Annotated in this window: 25 protein-coding genes; 9 read left to right on the top strand and 16 right to left on the bottom strand. The window is 67.7% G+C overall.

The annotated features are described in order from the left end of the window. Positions 1-38: 38 nt before the first annotated feature. The 3 genes from chlG to BM002_RS18355 are packed head-to-tail and all read left to right on the top strand — an operon-like array spanning position 39 to position 3,412. Complete coding sequence (gene chlG / locus BM002_RS18365) at positions 39-941, top strand: chlorophyll synthase ChlG (RefSeq protein ID WP_092784942.1); 903 nt, start codon at positions 39-41, stop codon at positions 939-941. After that, the gene (locus BM002_RS18360) at positions 938-2,224 is read left to right on the top strand and encodes a BCD family MFS transporter (protein WP_092784939.1); all 1,287 of its coding nucleotides are present in this window, start codon (positions 938-940) and stop codon (positions 2,222-2,224) included. Before chlG ends, BM002_RS18360 begins: the two co-directional genes overlap by 4 nt. Before the next feature lie 3 nt (positions 2,225-2,227). Continuing rightward, complete coding sequence (locus tag BM002_RS18355; protein WP_092784936.1) at positions 2,228-3,412, top strand: geranylgeranyl diphosphate reductase; 1,185 nt, start codon at positions 2,228-2,230, stop codon at positions 3,410-3,412. A 98-nt stretch (positions 3,413-3,510) separates the two neighbouring features. Here the strand turns inward: BM002_RS18355 and dxs are convergent, their stop codons facing one another. The 13 genes from dxs to BM002_RS18290 all read right to left on the bottom strand — a co-directional run bounded on the left by dxs (position 3,511) and on the right by BM002_RS18290 (position 15,454). Next, positions 3,511-5,424: a 1-deoxy-D-xylulose-5-phosphate synthase gene (gene dxs / locus BM002_RS18350; protein ID WP_092784933.1), complete on the bottom strand. Its 1,914-nt coding sequence runs from the start codon at positions 5,422-5,424 to the stop codon at positions 3,511-3,513. A gap of 93 nt (positions 5,425-5,517) precedes the next feature. Further along, positions 5,518-5,760, bottom strand: a complete 243-nt coding sequence (pufX, locus tag BM002_RS18345; RefSeq protein WP_092784930.1) for an RC-LH1 core complex protein PufX — start codon at positions 5,758-5,760, stop codon at positions 5,518-5,520. Positions 5,761-5,779: 19 nt separating this feature from the next. After that, complete coding sequence (gene pufM, locus BM002_RS18340) at positions 5,780-6,706, bottom strand: photosynthetic reaction center subunit M (protein WP_092784927.1); 927 nt, start codon at positions 6,704-6,706, stop codon at positions 5,780-5,782. A gap of 14 nt (positions 6,707-6,720) precedes the next feature. Then, positions 6,721-7,551, bottom strand: coding sequence for a photosynthetic reaction center subunit L (gene pufL / locus BM002_RS18335; protein ID WP_092784924.1), 831 nt, complete (start codon positions 7,549-7,551; stop codon positions 6,721-6,723). Between the two features lie 113 nt (positions 7,552-7,664). Next, positions 7,665-7,829, bottom strand: a complete 165-nt coding sequence (gene pufA / locus BM002_RS18330; RefSeq protein ID WP_092784921.1) for a light-harvesting antenna LH1, alpha subunit — start codon at positions 7,827-7,829, stop codon at positions 7,665-7,667. An 18-nt stretch (positions 7,830-7,847) separates the two neighbouring features. Next, positions 7,848-8,003 carry a light-harvesting antenna LH1, beta subunit gene (pufB, locus tag BM002_RS18325; RefSeq protein WP_055081708.1) on the bottom strand — a complete coding sequence of 52 codons (156 nt, stop codon included), beginning with the start codon at positions 8,001-8,003 and terminating at the stop codon, positions 7,848-7,850. A gap of 109 nt (positions 8,004-8,112) precedes the next feature. Next, on the bottom strand, positions 8,113-8,346 hold the full coding sequence (gene pufQ / locus BM002_RS18320) for a cytochrome PufQ (protein WP_092784918.1): 234 nt from the start codon (positions 8,344-8,346) through the stop codon (positions 8,113-8,115). After that, positions 8,343-9,806 carry a chlorophyllide a reductase subunit Z gene (bchZ, locus tag BM002_RS18315; RefSeq protein ID WP_092784915.1) on the bottom strand — a complete coding sequence of 488 codons (1,464 nt, stop codon included), beginning with the start codon at positions 9,804-9,806 and terminating at the stop codon, positions 8,343-8,345. Before bchZ ends, pufQ begins: the two co-directional genes overlap by 4 nt. After that, on the bottom strand, positions 9,806-11,389 hold the full coding sequence (gene bchY / locus BM002_RS18310; RefSeq protein ID WP_092784912.1) for a chlorophyllide a reductase subunit Y: 1,584 nt from the start codon (positions 11,387-11,389) through the stop codon (positions 9,806-9,808). The genes bchZ and bchY overlap by 1 nt, the downstream gene beginning before the upstream one ends. Further along, the gene (locus tag BM002_RS18305) at positions 11,382-12,386 is read right to left on the bottom strand and encodes a chlorophyllide a reductase iron protein subunit X (RefSeq protein ID WP_092784909.1); all 1,005 of its coding nucleotides are present in this window, start codon (positions 12,384-12,386) and stop codon (positions 11,382-11,384) included. The genes bchY and BM002_RS18305 overlap by 8 nt, the downstream gene beginning before the upstream one ends. After that, positions 12,383-13,324 (bottom strand): chlorophyll synthesis pathway protein BchC, encoded by a 942-nt coding sequence (gene bchC, locus BM002_RS18300; RefSeq protein WP_092784906.1) that lies wholly within the window; start codon positions 13,322-13,324, stop codon positions 12,383-12,385. The genes BM002_RS18305 and bchC overlap by 4 nt, the downstream gene beginning before the upstream one ends. 132 nt (positions 13,325-13,456) lie before the next feature. Further along, on the bottom strand, positions 13,457-14,569 hold the full coding sequence (locus tag BM002_RS18295) for a methyltransferase (RefSeq protein ID WP_092784903.1): 1,113 nt from the start codon (positions 14,567-14,569) through the stop codon (positions 13,457-13,459). Then, complete coding sequence (locus BM002_RS18290) at positions 14,570-15,454, bottom strand: polyprenyl synthetase family protein (protein ID WP_092784900.1); 885 nt, start codon at positions 15,452-15,454, stop codon at positions 14,570-14,572. Positions 15,455-15,580: 126 nt separating this feature from the next. Here BM002_RS18290 and crtD point away from each other — a divergent pair, with 126 nt between their 5' ends. Then, entirely contained in the window at positions 15,581-17,131 is a 1,551-nt protein-coding gene (gene crtD / locus BM002_RS18285) for a 1-hydroxycarotenoid 3,4-desaturase CrtD (protein ID WP_092784897.1), read from the top strand. After that, positions 17,119-17,997, top strand: a complete 879-nt coding sequence (crtC, locus tag BM002_RS18280; RefSeq protein WP_092785016.1) for a carotenoid 1,2-hydratase — start codon at positions 17,119-17,121, stop codon at positions 17,995-17,997. The genes crtD and crtC overlap by 13 nt, the downstream gene beginning before the upstream one ends. Here the strand turns inward: crtC and tspO are convergent. Genes tspO through BM002_RS18265 form a run of 3 tightly spaced genes read right to left on the bottom strand, consistent with a single transcriptional unit; the run spans position 17,957 to position 21,042 of the window. Continuing rightward, positions 17,957-18,436 (bottom strand): tryptophan-rich sensory protein TspO, encoded by a 480-nt coding sequence (gene tspO, locus BM002_RS18275; RefSeq protein ID WP_092784894.1) that lies wholly within the window; start codon positions 18,434-18,436, stop codon positions 17,957-17,959. The genes crtC and tspO overlap by 41 nt on opposite strands. Positions 18,437-18,457: 21 nt before the next feature. Beyond that, positions 18,458-19,477, bottom strand: coding sequence for a 15-cis-phytoene synthase (gene crtB, locus BM002_RS18270; protein ID WP_092784891.1), 1,020 nt, complete (start codon positions 19,475-19,477; stop codon positions 18,458-18,460). Further along, on the bottom strand, positions 19,474-21,042 hold the full coding sequence (locus BM002_RS18265) for a phytoene desaturase (protein WP_092784888.1): 1,569 nt from the start codon (positions 21,040-21,042) through the stop codon (positions 19,474-19,476). Before BM002_RS18265 ends, crtB begins: the two co-directional genes overlap by 4 nt. A gap of 109 nt (positions 21,043-21,151) precedes the next feature. Between BM002_RS18265 and crtA the strand changes: the two genes are divergently transcribed. The 4 genes from crtA to BM002_RS18245 form a co-directional block, all read left to right on the top strand. Next, the gene (crtA, locus tag BM002_RS18260) at positions 21,152-21,856 is read left to right on the top strand and encodes a spheroidene monooxygenase (protein ID WP_092784885.1); all 705 of its coding nucleotides are present in this window, start codon (positions 21,152-21,154) and stop codon (positions 21,854-21,856) included. Further along, positions 21,853-22,866 carry a magnesium chelatase ATPase subunit I gene (gene bchI, locus BM002_RS18255; RefSeq protein WP_092784882.1) on the top strand — a complete coding sequence of 338 codons (1,014 nt, stop codon included), beginning with the start codon at positions 21,853-21,855 and terminating at the stop codon, positions 22,864-22,866. The genes crtA and bchI overlap by 4 nt, the downstream gene beginning before the upstream one ends. Beyond that, positions 22,863-24,518, top strand: a complete 1,656-nt coding sequence (locus BM002_RS18250) for a magnesium chelatase subunit D (protein WP_092784879.1) — start codon at positions 22,863-22,865, stop codon at positions 24,516-24,518. The genes bchI and BM002_RS18250 overlap by 4 nt, the downstream gene beginning before the upstream one ends. 4 nt (positions 24,519-24,522) lie before the next feature. Further along, positions 24,523-24,941 (top strand): alpha/beta fold hydrolase (locus BM002_RS18245; RefSeq protein ID WP_139212420.1); only part of this gene is annotated, 419 nt, incomplete at its 3' end.

Here is a 24,941-nt window from a genome sequence, read left to right as displayed (position 1 = left end):
ACTTGCCGCGACTCAGAGTGTCAAGCTAGGCTGACACTATGTCGACCCTCACATCCCCCGTCCCGACCCGGACCCTGCCGGACCCGATGGCGCTGCTGCGACTGATCAAGCCGATCACGTGGTTTCCGCCGATGTGGGCCTATCTGTGCGGCGCGGTGTCGTCGGGCGCGCCGATGGCCCCCGATTGGGGCATGGTTCTGCTCGGGATCGTGCTGGCCGGTCCCATCGTCTGCGGGATGAGCCAGGCGGCCAACGACTGGTGCGACCGCCATGTGGACGCGATCAACGAACCCGACCGCCCGATCCCGTCGGGCCGCGTGCCCGGTCGGTGGGGTCTCTGGGTTGCGCTGGCCATGTCGGCGCTGTCGCTGCTGATCGGTTGGCAACTGGGCCCCTGGGGGTTCGGCGCGACCGTCGTCGGTGTGCTGGCCGCCTGGGCCTATTCCGCCGAGCCGGTCCGCCTGAAGCGATCGGGTTGGTGGGGGCCGGGTCTTGTCGGCCTGTGCTACGAGGGGCTGCCGTGGTTCACCGGGGCCGCCGTGCTGAGCGCCGGGGCGCCGTCCTGGCCCATCGTCATCGTCGCGGGCCTTTATGCAATGGGCGCGCATGGCATCATGACATTGAACGATTTCAAGGCGCTGGAAGGCGACCGCCAGATGGGCGTCAACTCGCTTCCCGTGACGCTCGGACCCGAGCGGGCGGCGCGGCTGGCCTGCTGGATCATGGCGGTGCCGCAACTGGTCGTGGTGGGTCTGCTGGTCCAGTGGGACAGACCGATCCACGCCGCCGTGGTGACCGGCCTTCTGCTGGCGCAGCTGGCGGCGATGCGGGTTCTGCTGCGCGATCCGCGCGGCAAGGCGCCGTGGTACAACGGGACCGGCGTGCTGTTCTACATCTCGGGCATGATGGTCGCGGCCTTCGCCCTGCGGGCGCTGGCATGACCGGGTTCAGCTGGTTCCAGATCGCCCGCCTCGGGCTGGTCCAGATGGCCCTGGGCGCAATCATCGTGCTGACCACCTCGACCCTGAACCGCCTGATGGTCCTGGAATTCTCGCTGCCCGCGATCCTGCCGGGCGCGCTTGTGGCGTTCCACTACGGCATTCAGCTGTCGCGGCCCCGGTGGGGGTTCATGTCCGACACCGGGGGCAGTCGCACCCGCTGGATCATCGCAGGGATGGCGGTGCTCGCACTTGGCGGGTTCTTGGCCGCCTATGGCGTGACGCTGTTCACCGTCAGCTATGCCGCGGGCCTGACCATGTCGGTCGTGGCCTATGCGCTCATCGGTCTGGGCGTGGGCGCGTCGGGGACATCGCTTCTGGCGCTTCTGGCCTCTGGCACCGCGCCACGCCGACGGGCGGCGGCGGCGACGATCACCTGGCTGATGATGATATTCGGCATCGCGGCCACCGCCATCACCGTGGGCAGCTTCCTCGACCCCTATTCACCGACCCGTCTTCTGGTGGTCGTGGCGGTGGTCGTCAGCCTTGCCTTCGCCCTGACAGTCGTCGCCGTGGGCCGGATCGAGGACGGCGTGACCGCCTTGCCGGCCGAACCCGCGACACCGTTTCTCGTGGGCCTGCGCGAGATCTGGGCCGAGCGGCGGGCGCGCAACTTCACCATCTTCGTCTTCCTGTCGATGAACGCTTATTTCATGCAGGAGCTGATCCTCGAACCTTTTGCGGGCCTTGTCTTCGACTTCTCCCTGGGCGAAAGCACCGCGCTGAGCGGCGCGCAGAACGGCGGCGTCTTCATGGGCATGCTGCTCGTCGGGGTGCTGGCGACGGGGTTCCGCATCGGCAGCTTGCGGGCCTGGGTCGTGGCGGGCTGCCTTGGCTCGGCGCTCACGCTTAACATAATCGCACTTACAGGGATTGGCAGCCTGGCCCTGCCGCTGACGCCGCTGGTCGTTCTTCTGGGCGCGTTCAACGGCATGTTCGCCGTCGCCGCCATCGGGTCGATGATGGCGCTCGCCTCTGAGGGGCGGCACGGGCGCACCGGCACGCGGATGGGTCTCTGGGGTGCCGCGCAGGCAATTGCCGCGGGCTTCGGCGGTCTGGCCGGGGCCGCCGCCGTCGATCTGTTGCGGATGTCGATGTCCGATGGCCAGGCCTTCGGGTCGGTGTTCGCGGTCGAGGCCGCTCTCTTTCTTGCCGCCGCAGCCATGGCTGCGCGGATCATGACCACACAGGCCGCCCCACGTGGGGCCGCCGTTCCGGGGGAATAGACCATGACCAACTTCGATGTTGTCGTCGTCGGCGGAGGTCCGAGCGGGGCCACTGCCGCCGAGGATCTGGCCCGCAGCGGGTACAGCGTTGTCCTTCTGGACCGGGACGGGCGGATCAAGCCCTGCGGCGGGGCCATCCCCCCGCGCCTGATCGCCGATTTCGACCTGCCCGACGAACAGCTGGTCGCCCGCATCCGGACGGCGCGGATGATCTCGCCCACCAAGCGCAAGGTCGATATCCCCATCGAGAATGGATTTGTCGGCATGGTCGATCGGGAGCATTTCGACGAATTCCTGCGCTGCCGCGCGGCAGCCGCGGGCGCGCGGCGGATCACCGGCACCTTCCAGAAGATCGAGCGGGACGGCGGGGGAACCCATGTCTGTTACCGCGACAAGGCCACCGGCGAGACGGCGCGGCTGACCTGCAAACTGGTCATCGGGGCCGACGGGGCGCGGTCGAACGTGGCCAAGGCCGAGGTGCCGGGCGGCGACCGCATTCCCTATGTGATCGCCTATCACGAGATCATCGAGGCGCCGGCCACGACCGAAGCCTATGATCCGGACCGCTGCGACGTCATTTATGACGGGACGATCTCGCCCGACTTCTATGGCTGGGTCTTTCCGCACGGCAAGCATGCCAGCGTCGGCATGGGCACCCAAGACGGGTCCATCGACCTGAAACTGGCGACGACCGCGCTGCGCCGGGCCTCGGGCCTGACCGACTGCAAGACGATCCGCAAGGAGGGCGCGCCGATTCCGCTGAAGCCGCTGGACCGGTGGGACAATGGCCGCGATGTGGTGCTGGCCGGCGATGCGGCCGGTGTGGTGGCCCCGTCATCGGGCGAAGGCATTTACTACGCCATGGTCGGGGGCCGCGTGGCGGCCACGGCGGCGGCGGCCTGCCTTGCGTCAGGCAAGGTGGCCGATCTCAAATTGGCGCGGAAGCTCTTCATGAAAGAGCACAAGGGCGTCTTCAAGGTTCTGGGCGCGATGCAGAACGCCTATTACCGCAGCGACATGCGGCGCGAGCGGTTCGTCTCGCTCTGCCATGATGTCGATGTGCAGAAGCTGACCTTCGAGGCCTACATGAACAAGAAGCTGGTCGCCGCCCGGCCGCTGGCGCATCTGAAGATCGGGGTGAAGAACATCGCCCATCTGATGGGGCTGGTGTCGCCGACACGCGTCTAGCGGAACGGCGCGGGGGGCCGGCCCCCCCGCGACCCCCCGGAGTATTTCTGAAGCAGAGAAAAGGGTGCCGGATTCTGGACCGGCGCCCTTCTTGCAGGTCAGATTGCGGTCTGGCCGATTTTCGCGCCGACGGCCTGGGCCGCGGTCGCGGCGATATCGGTCGCTGTCAGGCCCGCGTCGGCATACATCGCATCGGGCGCAGCCTGATCGATGAAGCGGTCGGGCAAGGTCATGGTGCGCACCGCGAGGGAGCCGTCAAGCAACCCCTCGCCCGCCATGAGGTGCAGGACCATCGCGCCAAAGCCGCCGACAGCGCCTTGTTCGACGGTGACGAGGGCGCGGTGACCCCGCGCGAGTTTGCGGATCAGCGCGTGATCCAGCGGCTTGGCGAAGCGGGCGTCGGCGATGGTGACCGACAGCCCCTGTTCGGCCAGAAGGTCCGCCGCCTTGTCGCAGGTCGACAGATGCGCGCCGAAGGACAGAAGGGCGATGTCCGTCCCCTGCCGCGTGATGCGACCCTTGCCGATGGCCAGTGGCGTGCCGATCTCGGGCAAAGGCACCCCCTCCCCCTCGCCGCGCGGATAGCGGAAGGCGATCGGGCCGCTGTCGTGGGCGGCGGCGGTGGCGACCATGTGGACCAGTTCGGCCTCGTCCGCGGCGGCCATCACGGTCATGTTGGGCAGGGCAGAGAGGTATCCGACATCGAAGGCCCCCGCATGGGTCGCGCCATCGGCCCCGACGAGGCCCGCGCGGTCGATGGCGAAGCGGACGGGAAGATTTTGCAGGGCGACGTCATGGACGATCTGGTCATAGCCCCGTTGCAGGAAGCTGGAGTAGATGGCGCAGAACGGCTTCAACCCGCTGGCTGCCAGACCGGCGGCGAAGGTCACGCCGTGCTGTTCGGCGATGCCGACATCGAACATGCGCGCGGGATGCGCCTTGGCGAAGATATCCATGCCGGTGCCGCCGGGCATGGCGGCGGTGATGCCGATGATGCGGGGATCCGTTTCGCCCAGTTTGGCGAGGGCCTCGCCGAAGACCTTGGTATAGCTTGGCGCATTGGGCCGCGACTTGGCCTGCGCACCGGTCGAGACGTCGAACTTCGACACCCCATGCCCCTTGTCGGCGGCCCCTTCGGCGGGGGCATAACCTTTGCCCTTGACGGTGCAGCAATGGATCAGGACCGGTCCGGTGGCGCGGGTGCGCACGGTGCGCAGGACGGCCAGCAGCTGATCCATGTCGTGGCCGTTGATCGGGCCGATGTATTGGAAACCCAACTCCTCGAACAGGGTGCCCTGCCCGCCGGTGGCGCCGGTCACCATCTGGCGCATGCGGCGGGCCTGGTCGCGCAGGGGGCCGGGTAAGGCGGCCTCGATCCCCTCGGCCATGGTCTGAAGGTTGCCCAGGGGCGAGGCATAGAGGCCTGAGAGATATTTCGACAGCGCGCCCACGGGCGGCGCGATGGACATCTCGTTGTCGTTGAGGATGACGAACATGCGGCGGCCCTCGGCCCCGGCGGCGTTCAGCGCCTCGAAGGCCATGCCGGCCCCGATGGCCCCGTCGCCGATGACGGCGATGGCATCGCCCACAGGCTCGCCCATGTCGCGGCCGACGGTGAAGCCGAGCGCGGCCGAGATGGAGGTGGAGCTATGGGCCGCGCCGAAGGGGTCGTATTCCGATTCCGACCGCTTGGTGAAGCCCGACAGGCCGCCTTCCTGGCGCAGGGTGTTCATGCGGGCGCGGCGGCCGGTCAGGATCTTGTGGGGGTAGCATTGATGCCCGACGTCCCAGATCACCTTGTCGCGCGGGGTGTCGAAGACGGCGTGAAGCGCCACGGTCAGCTCGACCACACCGAGGGAGGAACCGAGGTGCCCACCAGTCTGCGACACGCTGTCGATCACGTCGGCGCGCAACTCGTCGGCCAGGTGCTTCAGCTCGGCGTCGCTGAGGGCAGCGAGGTCCGACGGAACGGTGACGCGGTCGAGATGGGGGGTGGGGCGGGTCATGGTCATTCTCCGGCAGGTCGGGAACCGCACCGGAGAAGCCGAGGCCAACCCCCGGGCGGGGGGTGTGCCGGGGCGACGCGCGCCGCCCCGGCAAATCGGTCAGGTCAGGCGGATGCCCGTATCCACCGGCTCGGTGATGACGGAGCCATAGGACGGATCGGGCGCTTCCTTGGATTCGGGCGGCAAGAGCAGTCCGAGCCAATAGAAGATCAGTACGAAGAACACGACGCCCAGGCTGAAGACGGCGGCGTAACCCGCCCCCTTGAGCATCAGGATCAGAACTTCGGCCTTGAGCCTCAGGTTGGGGACATTGGCCATGCCCAGGTAGTCGTGATTTGCCATCGTCTCAGTCTCCCTTGTCTCAATCCAGCGGCGCGTAGCCGTGATCCTGTGCCCAGACGAACCAGTTGTCCACGACGGTTCCGGTCAGAAGGATGCCGATGCCGCCGGTCAGCGTGGTCAGCACCGCGAACCACCAGGCCCACCGGTGAATGCCTTCCATCGTGGCATTGAACCCCATGGTCCAGCGCCAGAACAATGCGGCACGTTCGGTCGCGGTTCCGCGGTCGACGATCTGCTCGATCTCGCGCTCGCCGCCGTAACGGCTGACCGCGAGGATGGTCGCTCCGTGCATGGCGAACAGCAGGGCCGAGCCATAGAGGAAGACGATCGAGAGGGCGTGGAACGGATTGTAGAACAGGTTGCCGTAAGTGAGCGAGAACAGGTTCGTCCAATCGAGGTGCGGGAAGATGCCGTAGGGCACCGCCTCGGACCAGGAGCCCATCAGGATGGGACGGAAAAGACCCAGGACCAGGAACAGCCAGATGGCGGAGGCGAAGGCCCAGGCCACGTGCTTGCCCATGCCCAGTTCCTCGGCGCGGCGATAGGTGCGGATCCACCAGCTGAGCACGGAGACCAGCAGGAAGAACGACGCGATGATCCACCAGCCGCCCTCGTTCAGGGGGGCCATGCCCAGGCCGTAATCCTCCGACGGGGGTTCCAGCGCCAGCCAGAACAGGTCGCGGAAGAACAGACCCGGCGAGTAGTCGACCTGAGCCCAGAAGCTCATCCCGACGATGAAGAACCACGCAAAGCCCGTCGCCAGCGACACAAGGCCGAAGGGCCCGAGGTAGATGGGTCCGAGTTGGGCGTTGCCCACCAGGCCCGCAAGCTGACTGAAGCTTGCGCCCTTGGTGCGTTCGCGGTCGGCGTCGACGCCTTCCACCATGCCCATCTCGGCCGGGCCCTGAACCTGAACCTGCGTGAAGATGTTCTGATATTCGATCATGTCACAGACCCTCCTTACAGGTCGGCCCACCAGGGCAGATTAGCGTACCAGTCCCACCAGGATGCCCAGGAGTCGAACCAGATGGTCCCCGAGATCACGATGCAGACCGCACTCCAGAAGCCGGCGTTCAGCGCCAGGAGCAGGCCCAGACGGTGGATGCCGAGCGGCCCGATCGAATAGCCGATCAGATCGCGGAAGTAGGTGTCTTCGTGATCGGGCGACTTGATCTGCTGGCCCTTGGGCGGGTTGACCGCCGACAGAACCAGAGAGCCGTGCAGGGCCAGGGCGAGACACGTCGTGAAGAAGAACGTGATCGCAATCATGTGGGCCGGGTTGTAGTGGAAGTTGCCATAGGCATAGCCCACGTTGTTCACCCAATCGAGGTGGCTGAAGATGCCATAGGGGAAGCCATGTCCCCAGGCCCCCATCAGCGCGGGGCGGATGATGACCAGCGTCACATAGGCCAGGATCGCGACCGCGAAGGCGAAGGGCACGTGGTAGCCCATGCCGAGCTTGCGGCAGATCTCGACCTCGCGCAGGGCCCAACTGACGAAGGCGCCGGTCGCACAGATCGTGATGATCTGCCACAGACCGCCTTCGGCAAGGGGCGCCATGCCCAGACCCACGCTGAGATCTGGGGGTTCGATCGAGATGAGCCAGGGGTTCCAGGTGTCGCCGAGCGATGCACCGTAGAAAACCAGGATCGTGCCGAGTGCGGCAAAGAAGAACGTCGTGACCCCGAAGAAGCCGACGTAAAACGGCCCCACCCAGAAATCGAACAGGTCGCCGCCGATCAGTGTGCCGCCCCGGACGCGGTATTTTCGTTCGAAGGTGAGCTGTGCCATCTTCTGTCTCCTTGGAAAGCGCCGGAACGTCTTGGGCGCTACGACTGACGGGGTGTTGTTTGTCGTGGGCGGCGAACGGGCCGTCGCCCACGACTGTTTTCAAACCGGATCGATCACTCGACGGCTTCGGCGCTGAAAGCGCGGTTAAACCAGTTGGTTTCCGGATTGCTCAGCAGGACGAGGTGAATCATCGCTGCCAGCAGGAACAGGAAAACGCCCTGAGCCACGAAAACGCGGCGGGGGTCGAAGACCAGCCAGATCTTGTAGAACTGTGCCATGTGCTTTGTCCTTTCCGATTACCAGCTGAACCAGGGCAGCTTGAAGTAGGTCAGGATGTGAGCGACCACTGCCACCGCGGTGAACAGGTAGAATCCGCTCAGATAGACCGAGTGCAATTCCTGCGCCTGCTCGTCTGTCAGACCTGTGAAGGACAGGTCGGATTTGTCAGCCATGTTTTTTCTCCCGAAAATAATGTGCCAACACCGCGCAATCCCCGCGGCCGGGCTACGACAGAGGCTCACCCCCTGCCCTGATCCACCGCCCCGAAGGACGGCGAAACCGTTACGCCGAGAAGATCCGCGGCGTGATGATTTGGGCCTGGGCCCAGGCGGCGCGAATGGGGCCGCGCTCGGGCAGCTCCAGCCTGCGGGCCGCCTGAAGCGTCCAGGTCAGCACCGACAGCGGCAGCGTGGCCACGAAGATCAGTGCGAAATAGGCGTAATATTCCCGCATCGGCGGGGCGTGGCGGCTGCGCGTCGCGCGGGCCTGCACATCGGCGTTGGTGAAATCCGTCATGGTCTTCCTCCTCCCGAAGGGGTGTGAAGCCGTTGGATCGTCTCGAGGACGACCCGTTCGGCCCCTTCGTCGAGCGCGGCCTTCTCGGCGGCGTCGCGAAGGGTCTTTGCAGCAGAAATCCGGGTGAGCACCGGGTGGCTGGACACGATCTCGTCCAGCTTCGCCTGGGCATCTGCATCCCAGGGGAAATCACGTCGCAGGGGCGTCAGCGTCGCCTCGCCTGCATCCATCTCGGACCCGAGCGGCAGGATATGGAACAGGGCATCGAACAGCCCGTTGCAGATCTCCTGGATCAGGTAGGTCGCGCCCGAATAGCCCATGAAGGGCGTCCCCGTGTGACGCCGGATCGCGGCGCCGGGGAAACTGGCGGGAATGAACGAGGGGGCGGGGCCGAACCCGCCACGCATCTCGGCCATGTACATCTTTTCGTTGATCGACCCCATCACGACCATGGGCCGCTTTTCGTGGATCAATCCGCGCACGCGTTCGCTGTCGGTCTTCTTGCCGCGCGTCCGCGCCACCGCAAAGGCACAGGGCAGGCCCATTTCCGTCTCGAGGAAATTGCGGATGCCGCGGGCATAGGTCTCGGTCGCGACGATCCCGAAGCTGGAAGTCGAGAAGAAATCCTGCGTGACCGACCGCCACAGATCCCACAGGGGCTTGAGCGTGGAATGCTTCTCCGTCTCGATGAACGGCTCGGGGTCCAGACCCAGAAGCTCGCCCAGTTTGCGCAGGAACTTCGTCGTGCTGTCGATCCCGATGGGCGCCTGCAAGTAAGGTTTGGCCAGAACTTCGCACAGACCCCGGCCGAACTCGCGGTACATCGTGACGTTGACGTCGGCATTCACCAGGTTGCGCATCTCGCCCACATGGGTGCCAAGCGGCATCACCATGTTGACCTCGGCGCCGATGCCTTCGATCAGACGCCGGATCTCGGCCAGGTCGGAGGGCATGTTGAAGGTGCCATACATCGGGCCCAGGATGTTGACGCGGGGGGCGGACCCCTCCTCGCGCTTCTTCTCGGGGGGCATTCGACCCTTGGTCATGCCGAACTCGGTGAAGATCCAGGTCATTGCCCGGTCGGCGGCTTCCCATTGGTCTTCGTCAATCGTTCGCGGCAGGAACCGCTGGATGTTCGTGCCCTGCGGGGTGACGCCGCCACCGATCATCTCGGCGATGGAGCCTGTCACGACCACGGCGGGCAGCGCGGGGTCCAATGTCTGCCAGGCGCGTTTCATCGCCTCTTCGGTGCCCGATCCCATCTCGTCTTCCGAGAGGCCCGTGACCACGATGGGCAATTCATGCGGCGGCAGGCCGTCGGTGTAATGCAGGACGCTCGTCACCGGCAGGTTCTCGCAGCCCACGGGGCCGTCGATCACCACCTGCAATCCCTTGACCGCGCAGAACGCGTAGACCGCGCCCCAATAGCCGCCGGCCCGATCATGATCCTGAAGCAGCATCAGATCATCTCCGCCGCTTTCGCGGCCTTTTGCTGGCGTTCCAGTTTCTTGAGGTTCTGGGCGCGGAACTGCGGGTGCAGGTTCGGCGCGCCTTCCCAGACGCCGGCGGTATCGCCCGCGCCCACGCCCTCGAAGAAATCCTTCATCGTCGCCATGCGGTCGCGGTTGGCGATGGCGTTGCCCACCACTTCCGACAACGACCCGGCCCCCGCGATCCCCATCAAGGGCCGGGCGGAAATCAGGTTGGTGAAGTAGAGCGACGGGATGCCCATCTCCTTGCCCTTCTGGACGACCGGCGTGGTGCCGATGGCAAGGTCGGGGCGAATGGCCTCCATCGCGGCCAGATCGTCCTCCAGCGAGGCGCGGAATTTCACGCGCACGCCCTTGGCGGCCAGCCATTCGGCATCGGCCTTGTTCCAGGTCGTCTTGGGACAGGCGGTGCCGACATAGGGCACGTCCGCGCCGCTTTCGATCAACAGGCGCGCGACCAGCAATTCGGAACCCTCATAGCCCGACAGCGTGATCGTCCCCTCGATCCGGTTGGCGGCCAACGCGCCCTTGATCGCGGGGAGGACCGCATTCTGCGCATTGGCCACCTTGTCGGCGGACAGCCCGAAAGCCGCGCCGATGTCGGCCAACCAGGCGGCCGTCCCGTCGTGTCCGACCGGGGCCGAGCCGACGACGGGCCGACCGGCGGCCTGAAACTCGCGAACGGACGCGGTGTAGAACGGATGGATCGCAGCCACGACACCACAATCGAGCGCGCCATAAAGCTCCCGCCATTCCCGGCAGGGCACGACAGGGCCGGCGGCAAGGCCAAGCGGCTCCAGCATCGCGCCGATCATCATCGGGTCGGCGGGGAACATCTCGCCCAGAAGGGCGACGGTCGGGCGGTCGGACTTGCCTGCGGCAGGGCGGGCGACGGGGCCGGCCTCGATCTCGCGCCGGGCATAGGCCAGCATCGCACCGGCCAGAACATCCTTGGCCTCGGCATGGGTCGGAACGCCAAAGCCCGGCACGTCGATGCCGACGATGCGCACGCCGTCGATTTCCTCGGGCAGCAGGCGCAGCGGCACGCCCGACGCGGTCGGCACGCAGAGGTTGGTGACCACGATGGCATCCAACCGGTCGCCATCGGCCAGGTCGTGCACCGCCTCGCGGATGTCCTCGAAGAGCTTGCCGGTCACCAGCGTCTCGGAATTGAACGGCACGTAACCGACCGACCGGCGCGCGCCGTAGAAGTGCGACACGAACGACAAGCCGTAGACGCAGCAGGCCGATCCCGACAGGATCGTCGCGACCCGCTTCATCCGCAGGCCGACGCGGAGCGACCCGAAGGCGGGGCACATGCTCTGCGGCTGATCGTGGGGACCGGTGGGATAGTCGGCAGCGAATTTGTCGAGCAGCTCGGACTGACCCGCCGCGCGGGCCGCTTCCTTCAGCGTCGAGGTCGAGGTGCAGGCCCCCGTCGGCGCCGCGAGGTCGAACACGGGCGCATTATCGGTGACGGGCACAGAGGCGTCGGTGATCTCCACCTGCCCTGTATCGTCATACGATACGTTATATCCCGTGCGCTCAGACATCGTCGTACACGACCTCCAGGCTCTCTTTCGGTTTGGACTTGCTGCCGCGCATGTCGGCGTCGGTCGCTGGCACCAACACGACATCGCCGCCGGTGTCCTTGCTGTCGAACAGCGCCAGCAGACCGTCCTGATCCAGCGCGGTCGGGCGCACCGGCGGGGCGGCGGCCACTTCGTCGCCAAGGGCGGCAAACAGGCTGCCCCACTGGCTTTGGGCCGTGCCGACGATCTGGTAGTTGGCGGATTTCTTGCGCAGGTCATCGTCCTGCGGGATGGCGGCCAGCACCGGGATGCCCACGGTCCTGGCAAAGGCCTGCGCCTCGCCCGATCCGTCATCCTTGTTGATGACCAGCCCCGCGACACCGACGTTGCCGCCCAGTCTGCGGAAGTATTCGACCGCGGAGCAAACGTTGTTGGCCACATAGAGCGATTGCAGGTCGTTCGACGCGACCAGGATCACCTTCTGCGCCATGTCGCGCGCGATCGGCAGGCCGAAGCCGCCGCAGACCACGTCGCCCAGGAAGTCGAGCAGGACATAGTCGAAGTCCCAATCGTGGAAGCCCAGCTTCTCCAGCAACTCGAACCCGTGGATGATCCCACGTCCGCCGCAACCGCGCCCGACCTCGGGGCCGCCCAGTTCCATCGCGAAGACACCGCCGCGCTTGAAGCAGACGTCGCCGATGGCGACCTCCTCGCCGGCCAGTTTCTTCTTCGACGACGTCTCGATGATCGTCGGGCAGGCCTTGCCCCCGAACAGCAGGGATGTGGTGTCGGATTTCGGGTCACACCCGATCAGCAGGACGCGCTTGCCCTGCTCGGCCATCATGTGGCTGAGGTTGGCCAGCGTGAACGACTTGCCGATGCCGCCCTTGCCATAGATCGCGATGATCTGGGTCTTGGATTTCGGCGGCTCGCTGGCGATGACATCGGCCAGATCCTCGTGCGCCTCGTCGCGCAGACGCTGGTCGAAATCGGTCAGGTTCGGAATATCGAGGGTCATGCAGTGCCTTCCCAGTCGAGTATCATTTTCAGGCATGCGGGATCGCTGAAGGCCTGCTCGTAGGCGGCGGGGGCGTCGGCCGCCGCGGCCCTGTGTGTGATGAGGCCCGCAAGGCTGAGCGCCCCGCTCTGGACCAGCGACCGCGTCGCCAGCAGATCGCCGGGTGTCCATTCGGCGGCGACGCGAAAGCGGGCTTCCTTCATGAAGGCGGGCGGGAAGGCGAAGTTGATGGGGTCGGAATAGAAACCGGCCAGCACGATCTCGCCGCCCTTGGTCAGCCGCCCGATCAGCTCGGGGATCAGCGCCGCCGAGCCGGAGGCGTCATAGATGCAGCCATAGTCGCGGCGGGTATCGGTCGCGGGGTCGATGACCTCGTATCCCGTGGCGCCCGTCCGCCGGGCCGGATCGATCTCCCAGACGGTCGGCGCGGGGCCGCCCGCGGCAATCGTCAGGCGGGCAAACAGCCGACCCAGAACACCGTGACCCACGATCAAGTCGGGCAATTCGGCGCGCGGCCCGGCAATCGCATGACGGGCCGTCGCGGCCAGCGCCAGCAACGCACCCTCGGGGCCGAACCCCGGATCGAGACGGACGGCGCGGGTGGCATCGCTGACCAGATAGCGGGCCGCGCCCCCGAACAGGCCGTGGGCCCCCTCGTAGCAATTGGCGCCCGGCACGAAGACGCGATCCCCGACCTTGAGCTGCGACAGAGGTCCGGCCTCCACCACTTCGCCTGCGGCCTCGTAGCCGGGCACTAGCGGATAACCCATGCCCGGAAACGGCGGCATCGCGCCCGACCAGAAGAGCTTCTCGGTGCCCGTGGAGATTCCGGAATGATCGACGCGGACGACGACATCGCCCTGCGCGGGAGCGGAGACCTTCAGCGAATCGACGACCAGGGAACGCGCCCCGGCGAGGATGACGGCCTGTGTCTCCATTGTTGCTCTCCCCTGACTGTGGCGGTTGCGGATGGTCCAAATGGACTCAGGCACCGGCACGTCCCTGAATGTAAACTAAAACTGACACTCTGACCTGTCAACGAACTTGTCAGTTTTATGTGACAGACCGGATCACCCGGCCTTCCGTGCCTCGAGGCAGGACGTGACGAAGGGACGTTTCACCTTGGGACTGCGAACATCCGCAAAGCCCGCTTCGGTGCAAAATGCGGCGATTTCCGCAGCCGATCGCGCACGTCCGGTGCGCATGGCCATGGTGTAGACCGCGAAATAGGCGTCTCCGGCACGCTCGGGTCGCGCGCCGCCGCCCATGGGCTCCGACACGATCAACCGACCGCCCTCCGGCAAGGCGGCGTGACACTTGGCCAGAAGGCTGGCGACCGAGGCGTCGTCGTGATCGTAAAGCACCCGGATCAGCGAAATCGCATCGCAGCCATCAGGCAACGAATCATCCCGGAACGATCCCGCGTGGCTTTCGAATCGGTCCGACAGCCCGGCCTTGGCCAGAACCGGAGCCGCGCCCGGCGCGACCTCGGGCAGATCGAACAACACCAGTGACAGATCGGGATAGCGCTTGCCCGCCGCCGTCAGGAACACGCCCGACCCGCCGCCCACATCGCAAAGCCGGTTGACCCCGCGCAGCGAAATCGCCCGCAGCGTGTCTTCGGCCACGATGGCCTGACTGTCGGCCATGAGGCGCGAATAGCGTGCGGCCGCTCCCGCCTCCATCTCGCCGCCGAAGACATAGGGCCAGAAGTCGGCCAGCTCCGTCTCGACCTCGCCGCGAAAGAAGGCGACCGGGTCGGAGAGGTCGCGGTAGAGAACATCGTGATGGCGGATCATGTCCTGCAAGCCGGGCACCCCCACAAGGGCCGCGCCCCGCCGGGTCAGCTTGAACCGTCCGTCACCGCGCCGCTTGAGCAGAGCAAGGGATGCGGCCCCCTGAAGCAGCACCTGCATGCGCGCCTCGGGCACGTTGCACCGCAGCGCCAATGCCTGCGCCGAGGCAGGCGGCCCCATCAGCATTTCGGGAATTTCGAGCTGGACCAGCGCGGACAGGATCTGGCTGTGGCAAAAGCCCGCCACCAGATCGAAGAGCGCCTCGCCCTCGCGGCGCACAAGACGGCGGGTCAGTGGAAAGGCCGCGGCCCAGGCTTGGAACCGGGGGGCCGCGATCAGACGGTGAACCCATCCGGCGCGGGGCGCAGGTGCGGCGGCGGCCTCCACCTATTCGCCGGGAACGCGGGCCTGATCCGCGCGCCACTTGAGCGGGGTCAGCGCCTCGGCCTGCGCGGTGACCAGCTTGGCCAGACGCGCCTCGCCGGGGCATCTGGGGATCGAGGAGATCGCCCCCGCCAGAATATCGCGCATCCGGGCAATCGCCCCGTCGATGCCGAATTCGCTGACTGCATTGGGCCGCCCGTGCAGATCATCCTGACCCACGGGTTTGCCCAGGGTCTCCTCGTCCAGCAACGCATCGCGCAGATCGTCGGCCACCTGGAACGCCTCGCCGATGCGCGCGCCCAGTTCTTCCCAAGGCTCCGCATCCTGACCGGCGGCCAGCGCACCCATCTGGGTCGCGGCAATGAACAGCGCGGCGGTCTTGGCGCGGTGATAGGCCGACAGGTCGACGACCGCCTCGCTCTCCCAGCCCTGCCCCGCGCAGATGCCGTTGGGCATTCCGGTCCGTCCGGCTAGAAGGCCGATCAGGCCGGCGGCCCGCAGCGGATCATGGGGGGCGGCGCGGGCCAGAACCTCGAATGCCATCACGATCAGGCTGTCACCCGCCAGAATGGCCAGAGGCTCGCCAAAAGCGCGATGCACCGACGGTTTGCCCCGACGCAGGTCGGCATCGTCGAAACACGGAAGGTCATCATGCACCAGCGACGCGCAATGGATCAGCTCCAGCGCGCAGGCCGCCGCATCGGCCAGCGCCGGGTTCTCGTCCCCGCAGGCCTTCGCCACGCTCAGCAAAAGGGTCGGACGAATCCGCGCCCCGCCCGGCGTCACCGAATAATGCAGCGCCGAGGCCAGCTTGCCCGGGGAAGGTGCGGCCTGCCCCTGTCGGATTGCGGCATGGATCGCGGCGTCGATACGGGCGGACAGGTCCATCGCGGGGCCCCCTGACAAATGTGGATCACGTGCGTGACATCAGATAGTGTAAACTACACTGGACACTTGACCCGATCCTGTCAACACTCGGTGACAGCGGGCAACCGGCGACCGAAAGGGGGCGCGATGACCGATCAGAGCGACCCAACCGTCATCATCGGCGCGGGCATCGGCGGCCTTGCGGCGGCGCTGCGCCTTGCCCATGCGGGCCGGCCCGTCACGGTGCTGGAGCGCGCGGCGACCCCCGGCGGAAAGATGCGCGCCCTGCCCACCGATGCGGGCCCGGTCGACGCGGGGCCGACCGTCCTGACCCTGCGCCATGTCTTTGACGAGCTCTTTGCGGATGTGGGCGAATCCCTGTCGAATCACGTCACCCTTCGCGCGAACCCCGTTCTGGCGCGGCACTTCTGGTCGGATGGCACGACGCTCGACCTGATGGCCGACGAAGACGAAAGCCGCGCCAATGTCGCTGCCGCCTTCGGATCCCGGGCCGCCGACGACTTCACCCGGTTCAGCGCCCGCACCCGCCGCCTGTTTCAGGCCTTCGACGTCCCGATGATGCAGGCCGCCACGCCGTCGCAGCGCGACGTGACCGGCCGCGTCCTGCGCCAGCCCCGCCTGATCCGCGACATGGCCCCCCTGCGCAGCCTGTCGCAGATGCTGCGCGGCGCGTTTGCCGAACCCAAGCTGCAACAGCTCTTTGGCCGCTACGCCACCTATGTCGGCGGTATCCCCGCGCTCAGCCCCGCCATCCTGTCGCTGATCTGGCACGCCGAATCGTCGGGCGTCTGGTCGGTCGCGGGCGGCATGCACAGCCTGGCCCGCGCGATCGAGGGGCTGGCCCGCGACCGGGGCGTCGCCTTCCACTACGACACCCACGTCACCGGGATCGAGGTGCGGGACGGGCGCGCCACCGCCGTGCTGACCGAAGCCGGCCGCCATCCCGCCGAGGCCGTGCTCTTCAACGGGGACCCCCGCGCGCTGACCCTGGGCTACCTGGGCGCAGAGGCAGCCGCCGCCGTCCCCTCGGGCCCCGTCCGGACGCGCAGCCTGTCGGCCCATGTTCACGCCTTCGCCGCCACGCCCTCTGGCCCGCCACTCGCTGCCCACAACGTCTTCTTTGCCGACAGCGAAGCGGCCGAGTTCGACCCGCTCGCCCGGGGCGAAGTCCCCGTCGACGCCACTCTCTATATCTGTGCGCAGGACCGGGGGGCCGATGCCACCCCACCCCCGTTGGAACGGTTCGAGATCATCCGCAACGCGCCCCCTGCCCCGTCTACCCAGGAGTCCCCCCCATGTCCGACACCGGTTTTCCAGCGTCTCGCGCAGTTCGGCCTGACCTTCTCGCCCGAACCGGGGCCCGCGACGCTGACCGACCCGGCGGCGTTCGACCGGCTGTTCCCGGGCAGCAGCGGATCGCTCTACGGGCAATCCCCGCACGGGATGATGGCGGCTTTCGCGCGGCCGACGGCGCGGACCCGGATCAAGGGACTGTATCTGGCGGGGGGCGGGGCGCATCCGGGGGCGGGGGTGCCGATGGCGACGCTCTCCGGGCGGCATGCGGCCGCGGCGATCTTGCAGGACCGAACTTCGACCTCTGCGTCCCGCCGGGCGGCTATGCCTGGTGGTATGTCGACGGGGTCAGCGATGACGGCACCCGCGCGATCTCGGTCATAGGGTTCATCGGCTCGGTCTTCTCGCCCTGGTATCACTGGTCCGGGCGGGGCGATCCGGCAAACCACTGCTGCCTCAACGTCGCGACCTATGGCCCGGGCGGGCGCTTTGCCATGACCGACCGGGGCCGCGACGCCCTGCGCCAGACCGACACCCGCCTTCGGATCGGGCCGTCGGAAATGCACTGGACGGGGCACGAGCTGCGCATCGACGTCAACGAAATCTCCTCGCCGCCGCTTATCTCGCGGATGCGGGGCCGAATCACGGTCACCCCCGCCGCCGTCACCGGGGTCGAGCTTCCGCTAACCCCCGACGGCGCGCATGTCTGGCGGCCCTTCGCCCCGGTCGCGCGGATCAAGGTCGACCTGGATGCACCCGGTTGGACGTTCTCGGGCCACGGCTATTTCGACGCCAATTTCGGGACACGGCCGCTCGAGGACGATTTCACCTATTGGACCTGGGGCCGCTATCCGACCCGCGGGGGGGCCACCTGCATCTATGACGCGACCCGCCGCGACGGCAGCACACTGGCCGCCGGTTTCACCTTCGACCGCGACGGCACCGGGCGCGATGTGACCCCGCCGCCGGTCACGGCCTTCCGGCGGTCCAACTGGCTGTTGCGCCGCGAGACCCGCGCCGACCCCGGCACCACACCGCGACAGGTAAAGCCGATGCTGGACGCGCCGTTCTACAATCGCGCAGTGGTCGAGACGACGCTGAACGGGGAAACCGTCACCGGCGTGCACGAAACGCTGGATCTGACGCGATATGCCAATCCGCTCTTGAAACCGATGCTGGCGGTGCGGGTCCCGCGCCGGTCAGGCTGGCCTACAGCTCGCCCGGGCGGATCGGCGTCACATCCGGGTTGAGCCGCCACATCCGGAAATTGAGCGCCGCCGCCACCGTGACCCAGACCAGATAGGGCAGGAACGCCAGCCCCGCCCAGACATCCAGTTGCAGGTGGAACCACGTCGCCCCGGCCACGGCGGGCCAGAGCACGACCATCACCAGAAGCGACCCCTTGAGCCGGCGCAGGCCAAAGAACACCGGCGTCCAGAGTGTGGCGAAAGCCCCCTGGATCGCCCAGAAGGCAAGGGCGAATTCGTTCCCGTCCAGAACCGCGACCCGTGCCCCGGCGAACGAAATGCACAGATAGATCGTCGTCCAGGCCACCGGGAAAACCCAGTCGGGCGGCGTCCAGTCCGGCTTCTCGAGCGACTTGTACCAGGCCCCGGGCTGGAACACGGCGCCTGTCGCGCCCGCGCCGCAGCACGCCAGAAGAAACAGAAGGAAAAGTGTGATGCTCATGAACGGCACCTAGTGCGTCCGCTACTCCGCGGCAACGCCCGTCGTGCCGACGCCCTGCCGAAGGTCGGCCAGCACTGACAACAAGGCCGCCGTCCGCCCCTGGGCGCGTGGCGCACCATCGGCGGCGGCCTCCACCAGAAAGCGCACCTCGTCGAGCGGCGCGGCATAGAGCACCGGCGACTGCGGCAGGACGAACGTCCCGCCCGTGCGCAGCGCCGCCTTGCCCGCCAGAAACGCCTTGTGCAGACCCCTGGTATGGGCCCGATACGTCACGCTGTCGTGGCCCCGCGCCCGCAGCGCCGTCCCGATCCCGGCATAGATGTAGCGCGCGGCATAGATGCCCAGACGCGCGCCCCGGGGCAACTTCGCCACCCCTGCCTCGGACCGGATATAGAGCCGCTGACCTTCGGACAGCAGGCGACGGGTCATGCGGCGGATTTCGGGCGTGGGCTGCGGATCGGCCAGAAACGCCTCCGCGTCGATGCCCGCCTCGGCCAGCCATTCCGTCGGCAGATAGAGCCGACCGGCCCGCGCATCTTCGCCCACGTCGCGGGCGATGTTCGTCAACTGCATCGCCACGCCCAGATCGCAGGCCCGCGCCAGCGCATCGGCATCGCGCACCCCCATCAGCACGCACATCATCGCGCCGACCGCACTGGCCACCCGCGCGGAATAGGACCGCAGGTCGGACAGGCTGGCATAGCGGCGGCCCGTCGCGTCCCAGGCCAACCCCTCGAGCAGGGCTTCGGGCAGCGCGCGGGGCATGTCGAAATCGCGGACCAAACCGGCAAAGGCCCGATCCTCGGGCGCATCGTCAGGCGTGCCCGCATAGACCGCATCCAGCCGCGCCTGAAGCCGCAGCACGGCGCGCGCCTTGTCATAGCCCTCGTCCACCTCATCATCAGCGAGTCGGCAAAAGGCATAGAGCGCCAGCGCCGGATCCCGCACGCGCGCGGGCAGCAGCTTGGACGCCGCATGGAACGACCGCGACCCGGTCCGGATCGCCTCGCGGCAATGGGCAAGGTCGGCGGCCGAAGTCATTCGGCGGCCAATCGGGTCGGCGTGGTGTCCGCGCTGCGGGCCACGGGGCAATCGGGGATCATCTTGTCGATGACGGTCGCACTCGACACGACACCGGGCAGGCCCGCGCCGGGATGCGTGCCCGCCCCAACGAGGAACAGGCCCTTCGCCTCTTCGCTGACGTTATGGGGCCGGAACCAGGCGCTTTGCAGGATGCGCGGCTCGATCGAGAACCCGCAGCCATGGGGCGACAGATATCGGTCGCGGAAGGTGGCGGGGGTGAACTCGGTTTGCGTGCTGATCTTGTCGCGGAACCCCGGCATGACGGTTTCCAGAACGGCGGCGATCTTGTCGCGATACTTCGGCGCCTCGGCCTCCCAATCGACGGGATCGTCCCACCCCAGATGCGGCACCGGCGACAGCACATAGAAGGTGTCGTCGCCCTTGGGCGCAACCGTCGGATCGGTGACCGAGGGGCGGTGGATATAAAGACTGAAATCATCCGACAGCTTGCCGCGCAGGAAGATGTCGCGCAGCAGCCCGGTATAGCGCGGCCCGTTCAGGATCGTGTGATGCCCCAGGTCCGCCCAATCGCCGCGCGTGCCCCTGGTGCCGAAATACCAGACATAGAGACCCATGGACCACCGTTTCGCCGCCAGCTTGCGACGGGTCCAGCGGCGGCGTTTGTGATTGCGCAGCAGGCGGTCATAGGTGTGCCCGGCATCGGCGTTCGACACGATCAGCGGCGCGGCCATCTCCTGACCGTCGGTCAGGCGGACACCGCGCGCGGCATTCCCCTTGATCAGGATCTCATCGACCTCGACACCCTGGCGGATGATTCCGCCCTGATCGCGCACCACGTCGGCCATGGCGTCGGCAATCGCCTGCACCCCGCCCATGGCGTAATGCACGCCGAAGGTCTTCTCCAGATGCGCGACCAGCGCATACATCGACGTCACATGCATCGGGTCGCCCCCGATGAAGAGCGGATGAAACGACAGCGCCATGCGCAGCTTTTCGTCCCGCACCCGCGCGGCGGCATGGCCATAGATCGAGCGGTCGGCGCGCAGCATCGCGAACCGGGGCAGGACCTTGATCGTCTCCCACAGGCGGTGCATCGGTTTCGCCACCATGCCCTCGTACCCGACGACATAGCGCGCCTGCGCATCCTTCAGGAATCTCATGTAGCCGCGCACATCCCCCGGAGAGATGCGGGCCACCTCCTCCATCATCTTCGCGTCGTCCCCCGTGGCGCGGAACCGCGTGCCATCGGGCCAGCGGACCTCATAGAACGGATCGACGGGGCGCAGGTCGACATCGCGGCGGAAATCGCGCCCGCAGGCGGCCCACAGCTCTTCGAAGACCTGCGGTGCGGTGACGATGGTCGGACCCAGATCGAATCGGTGGCCGTCCTGGCTGATCGACGATCCGCGCCCGCCCGCCCGGTCCAGCCGGTCCAGAACGGTGACGCGATACCCCTTGGCCCCAAGCCGCATGGCCGAGGCGAGGCCCCCAAGCCCCGCACCAATGACGATTGCATGGCCGTCGTCGGGCGCGGTGGCGGGGTGTGGGATGCGGTTGGTCATGTTGCAAACTGTAGGACTGTCCAGTTTGGTTTACAATCTTTTCTGCCCATACGCTTCCATGGCTGGCCAAGTTATGTCAGGCTAGGTTGACAGTCGGGGACTCGCCGGAATGACTCAAGTCGTCAGCATCACCTTTTACAGGTTCGGCCCCGTGGCCGCGCGTCTCTGGGCCTTTGCCATGATGGGTCTGGCGCGTCCCGCGATGGCCCGCGTTCCCGACATCGGCTTCTGGAAACTCTGCGGCTCGGGCACGGGCGAAGGCTTTACCCCCCGCCCCAATACGGCGGTCTATGCGATCATCTCGACCTGGCCCGACCTTGCCACGGCCCGCGCGCGGCTGGATCAGGCTGCGGTGTTTCGCCGCTACCGCGTCCGCGCCGCCGAATCCTGGACGGTGTTTTTGTCGCCGCAATCGGTGCGCGGCGCCTGGTCGGGCGTGGCACCCTTTGCCGTCTCCGACACCCAGGACACCTCGGGCCCCCTCGCCGCCCTCACCCGCGCCACGGTCAAACCGGGGCTGATGCGCCGCTTCTGGAGCCGAGTCCCCGACATCAGCCGCGTTATCGGGCGCGATCCGAACGTCATGTTCAAGATCGGCATCGGCGAGGTTCCTTGGTTGCATCAGGTCACCTTCTCGATCTGGCCCGACGCCGCCCGCATGGCGGCCTTCGCCCGCTCCGGGCCCCATGGCGACGCGATCCGCGCCGTCCGGGACGAAGGCTGGTTTCAGGAAGAACTCTATGCCCGTTTCGCCCTTCTCGACGACACCGGCACCTGGGGCGGCGCGTCGCCCCTGCGAAAGGACACCGCATGACCACCCGCCACCCCTTCCCCTTCTCGGCCATCGTCGGGCAGGAGGACATGAAGACCGCGATGATCCTGACCGCCATCGACCCCAGCATCGGCGGCGTCCTGGTTTTCGGCGACCGGGGCACGGGCAAGTCCACCGCCGTGCGCGCGCTGGCCGCCCTTCTGCCGCCCATCACCGCGATCCGCGACTGTCCGGTGAACGCCGCACAGCGCGCCGATTGCCCCGATTGGGCCGGTGACCTGCCCGACGTCTCGCACGACATCCCGACCCCCGTCGTCGACCTGCCGCTTGGCGCGTCCGAAGATCGGGTGACCGGCGCGCTCGACATCGAAAAGGCTCTGACACTGGGGGAAAAGGCGTTTCAACCGGGTCTTCTGGCCAAGGCGAACCGTGGCTATCTCTATATCGACGAGGTCAACCTGCTCGAGGATCACATCGTCGACCTGCTGCTCGATGTGGCCCAGTCGGGCGAAAACGTGGTGGAGCGCGAAGGTCTGTCGATCCGCCACGCCGCGCGCTTCGTCCTCGTTGGTTCCGGCAACCCGGAGGAGGGCGAACTGCGCCCCCAACTCCTCGACCGCTTCGGCCTCTCGGTCGACGTCACCTCCCCGAAGGAGGTTTCGGAACGCGTGGAGGTCATCCGCCGCCGCGACGCCTATGAGCGCGACCACAGCGCCTTCATGCTCCGCTGGCAAGCCGAGGATGCCGCCCTGCGCGACCGCATCGTGACCGCCCGTCAGGCCCTGAAACAGGTTACCACCCCCGACAGCGCGCTGGAGGATATCGCGGGCCTCTGCCTGCGCCTCGGGTCCGACGGTCTGCGCGGCGAACTCATCCTGCTGCGCGCCGCCCGCGCCTTTGCCGCCTTCCGCGATGACACCGCCGTGGGCCGCACCCATATCCGCGCCGTCGCCACCCTTGCCCTGCGCCACCGCCTGCGCCGCGATCCGCTGGACGAGGCCGGGTCCGGCACCCGTGTCGCCCGCACGGTGGCCGAGGTGCTCGGGGCGTGACCGACGCGCCCGCCCTCGACACCTGGGCGCGCCTGACGCTGGCCCTGCGCCTTCTGCGCGCCGATCCGGGTCTGGGCGGTCTGGTCCTGCGCGGGCGCGTTGGCCCCGCCCAAAGCGCGGCCCTCGATCTCTGTCGCGCCACGCTCGGCCCCCTGCGCAAGGTGCCCGTGACCGTCGGCCCCGAAGACCTCGACGGCGGCCTCGACGTTCAGGCCACGCTGGCCGCCGGCGCGCCGGTGATGACGCGCGGCCTGCTGGCCTGGGGTGGCCCCCTGATCCTGCCCATGGGCGAGCGGGCGCAGCCCTTCGTCGCCAAGCGCCTCGCCGCGCATCTGGACGCCGGTCACGGCCCCCTCATCGCCTGTGACGAGGGCAAGGAGGACGAGGCGCTGCCCGCCGACCTCACCGACCGCTGCGCCTTTCACATCGACCTGGGCGGCCTTGCCATGGCCGACCTGCCGACCCCCGAAACCCCCGTGTCAGAGACGCAATCAGACCCGAGAGTCCCCGACGACACCGCCCCCCGCATCGTCGCCCTGGCCGAAGCCTTCGGCATCGACGGCTTGCGCGCGCCCCTTCTGGCCCTGCGCGCCCTTCGCGGCCTCACCGCCGTTATGGGCCACGACAGCCCGACCGAGGACGACATCACGACGGCCGTGCAACTCGTCCTTGCCCACCGGGCCACCCGCCTGCCCGCCCCGCCCGAAGACGACCCTACGCCGGAACCGCAATCCGACGACCAGTACGACCAGCCCGACCGGGGCGACACCGAACAGGCCGACGCCCTGCCCGACGACATGCTCATCGAGGCGATCCGCGCCGCTCTGCCCCCCGACCTTCTGGCGCGCCTGAACGCGGGCCAGACGCGCAGCGGCTCCGGCAGTGGCTCGGGCGCGAAACGTCAGGGCAACCGGCGCGGTCGCCCCCTGCCCGCCCGGGGTGCGCGCGGCGGCGCCGGGGCCCGCATCGACCTCATCGCCAGCCTGCGCGCCGCCGCCCCATGGCAGACGCTGCGCAAGCGCCAATTTCCCGAGCGCACGGGTCCGATCATCCTGACCTCCGACCTGCGCCACAAACGCTACGAGCAGACCTCCGACCGCCTGCTGATCTTTGCTGTCGATGCCTCAGGCTCCGCCGCAATCGCGCGTCTGGCCGAGGCAAAGGGCGCGGTCGAACTCCTGCTGGCCGAGGCCTATGCCCGCCGCGACCACGTCGCCCTGATCGCCTTCCGGGGGCGCGAGGCAGATCTGCTGCTGCCGCCCACCCGCTCGCTGGTCCAGACGAAGCGCCGACTGGCCGATCTGCCCGGCGGCGGCGCGACCCCTCTCGCCTCGGGCTTGGTCGAGGCCCAGGCCATGGCACGGGCCGCCCGCCGCAAGGGCCTGACCCCGACCCTCGTCCTGCTCACCGACGGGCGCAGCAACATCGCGCTGGACGGCACCGCCAATCGCGCGCAGGCGGCCGAGGATGTGACCCGCCTGACCCGCCTTCTGGCCGCCGACCGGCTCGACGCCATCGTGATCGACACCGGCCGTCGCCCCGAAGACAGCCTGCGCCAAATGGCCCAGACGCTTGGCGGTGCCTATCTGCCCCTGCCCCGCGCCGACGCGCGCAGCCTTTCGGGGGCCATCAGCGCCGCAATGGGCGACTGACCCGATGCGCTGGCCCGGCACGTCCTCCGACTGGCCGCTGGCCGAGCATTCCCGCATCGTCGATTGCACCCCGCACCGCTGGCACGTGACCGAGACGGGCGCGGGCCCGCTCCTGATCCTGCTCCACGGGGCGGGTGGCGCGACACAGAGCTGGCGGCACCTGATGCCCCGTCTGGCCCGCGATCACCGCGTCGTGGCCTTTGATCTGCCCGGTCAGGGCTTTACCCGGATGGGCGCACCGGGCCGCTGCGGTCTCGACCCCATGGCCGAGGATATCGCCCGCCTGATGGACGACCAGGGTTGGGACCCCGCCGCCCTGATCGGCCATTCCGCCGGCGGGGCCATCGCGCTGCGCCTGGCCGAACTCCGCCCCGTGCCGCATGTCATCGGCCTCAACGCCGCCGTCAGCGGGTTTTCGGGCGT

The organism is Jannaschia pohangensis, assembly GCF_900113875.1.
GTDB classification, from domain to species: Bacteria; Pseudomonadota; Alphaproteobacteria; order Rhodobacterales; family Rhodobacteraceae; genus Jannaschia; species Jannaschia pohangensis.
Note: the sequence above shows the minus strand (reverse complement) of the source record. Positions and strands in the feature narration are given on the sequence as shown.

Excerpts from the sequence above, each read along its gene's own strand:
- chlG (WP_092784942.1), top strand. The coding sequence starts at position 39 with ATGTCGACCCTCACATCCCCCGTCCCGACCCGGACCCTGCCGGACCCG.
- BM002_RS18360 (WP_092784939.1), top strand. The coding sequence starts at position 938 with ATGACCGGGTTCAGCTGGTTCCAGATCGCCCGCCTCGGGCTGGTCCAG.
- BM002_RS18355 (WP_092784936.1), top strand. The coding sequence starts at position 2,228 with ATGACCAACTTCGATGTTGTCGTCGTCGGCGGAGGTCCGAGCGGGGCC.
- dxs (WP_092784933.1), bottom strand. The coding sequence starts at position 5,424 with ATGACCATGACCCGCCCCACCCCCCATCTCGACCGCGTCACCGTTCCG.
- pufX (WP_092784930.1), bottom strand. The coding sequence starts at position 5,760 with ATGGCAAATCACGACTACCTGGGCATGGCCAATGTCCCCAACCTGAGG.
- pufM (WP_092784927.1), bottom strand. The coding sequence starts at position 6,706 with ATGATCGAATATCAGAACATCTTCACGCAGGTTCAGGTTCAGGGCCCG.
- pufL (WP_092784924.1), bottom strand. The coding sequence starts at position 7,551 with ATGGCACAGCTCACCTTCGAACGAAAATACCGCGTCCGGGGCGGCACA.
- pufA (WP_092784921.1), bottom strand. The coding sequence starts at position 7,829 with ATGGCACAGTTCTACAAGATCTGGCTGGTCTTCGACCCCCGCCGCGTT.
- pufB (WP_055081708.1), bottom strand. The coding sequence starts at position 8,003 with ATGGCTGACAAATCCGACCTGTCCTTCACAGGTCTGACAGACGAGCAG.
- pufQ (WP_092784918.1), bottom strand. The coding sequence starts at position 8,346 with ATGACGGATTTCACCAACGCCGATGTGCAGGCCCGCGCGACGCGCAGC.
- bchZ (WP_092784915.1), bottom strand. The coding sequence starts at position 9,806 with ATGCTGCTTCAGGATCATGATCGGGCCGGCGGCTATTGGGGCGCGGTC.
- bchY (WP_092784912.1), bottom strand. The coding sequence starts at position 11,389 with ATGTCTGAGCGCACGGGATATAACGTATCGTATGACGATACAGGGCAG.
- BM002_RS18305 (WP_092784909.1), bottom strand. The coding sequence starts at position 12,386 with ATGACCCTCGATATTCCGAACCTGACCGATTTCGACCAGCGTCTGCGC.
- bchC (WP_092784906.1), bottom strand. The coding sequence starts at position 13,324 with ATGGAGACACAGGCCGTCATCCTCGCCGGGGCGCGTTCCCTGGTCGTC.
- BM002_RS18290 (WP_092784900.1), bottom strand. The coding sequence starts at position 15,454 with ATGGACCTGTCCGCCCGTATCGACGCCGCGATCCATGCCGCAATCCGA.
- crtD (WP_092784897.1), top strand. The coding sequence starts at position 15,581 with ATGACCGATCAGAGCGACCCAACCGTCATCATCGGCGCGGGCATCGGC.
- tspO (WP_092784894.1), bottom strand. The coding sequence starts at position 18,436 with ATGAGCATCACACTTTTCCTTCTGTTTCTTCTGGCGTGCTGCGGCGCG.
- crtB (WP_092784891.1), bottom strand. The coding sequence starts at position 19,477 with ATGACTTCGGCCGCCGACCTTGCCCATTGCCGCGAGGCGATCCGGACC.
- BM002_RS18265 (WP_092784888.1), bottom strand. The coding sequence starts at position 21,042 with ATGACCAACCGCATCCCACACCCCGCCACCGCGCCCGACGACGGCCAT.
- crtA (WP_092784885.1), top strand. The coding sequence starts at position 21,152 with ATGACTCAAGTCGTCAGCATCACCTTTTACAGGTTCGGCCCCGTGGCC.
- bchI (WP_092784882.1), top strand. The coding sequence starts at position 21,853 with ATGACCACCCGCCACCCCTTCCCCTTCTCGGCCATCGTCGGGCAGGAG.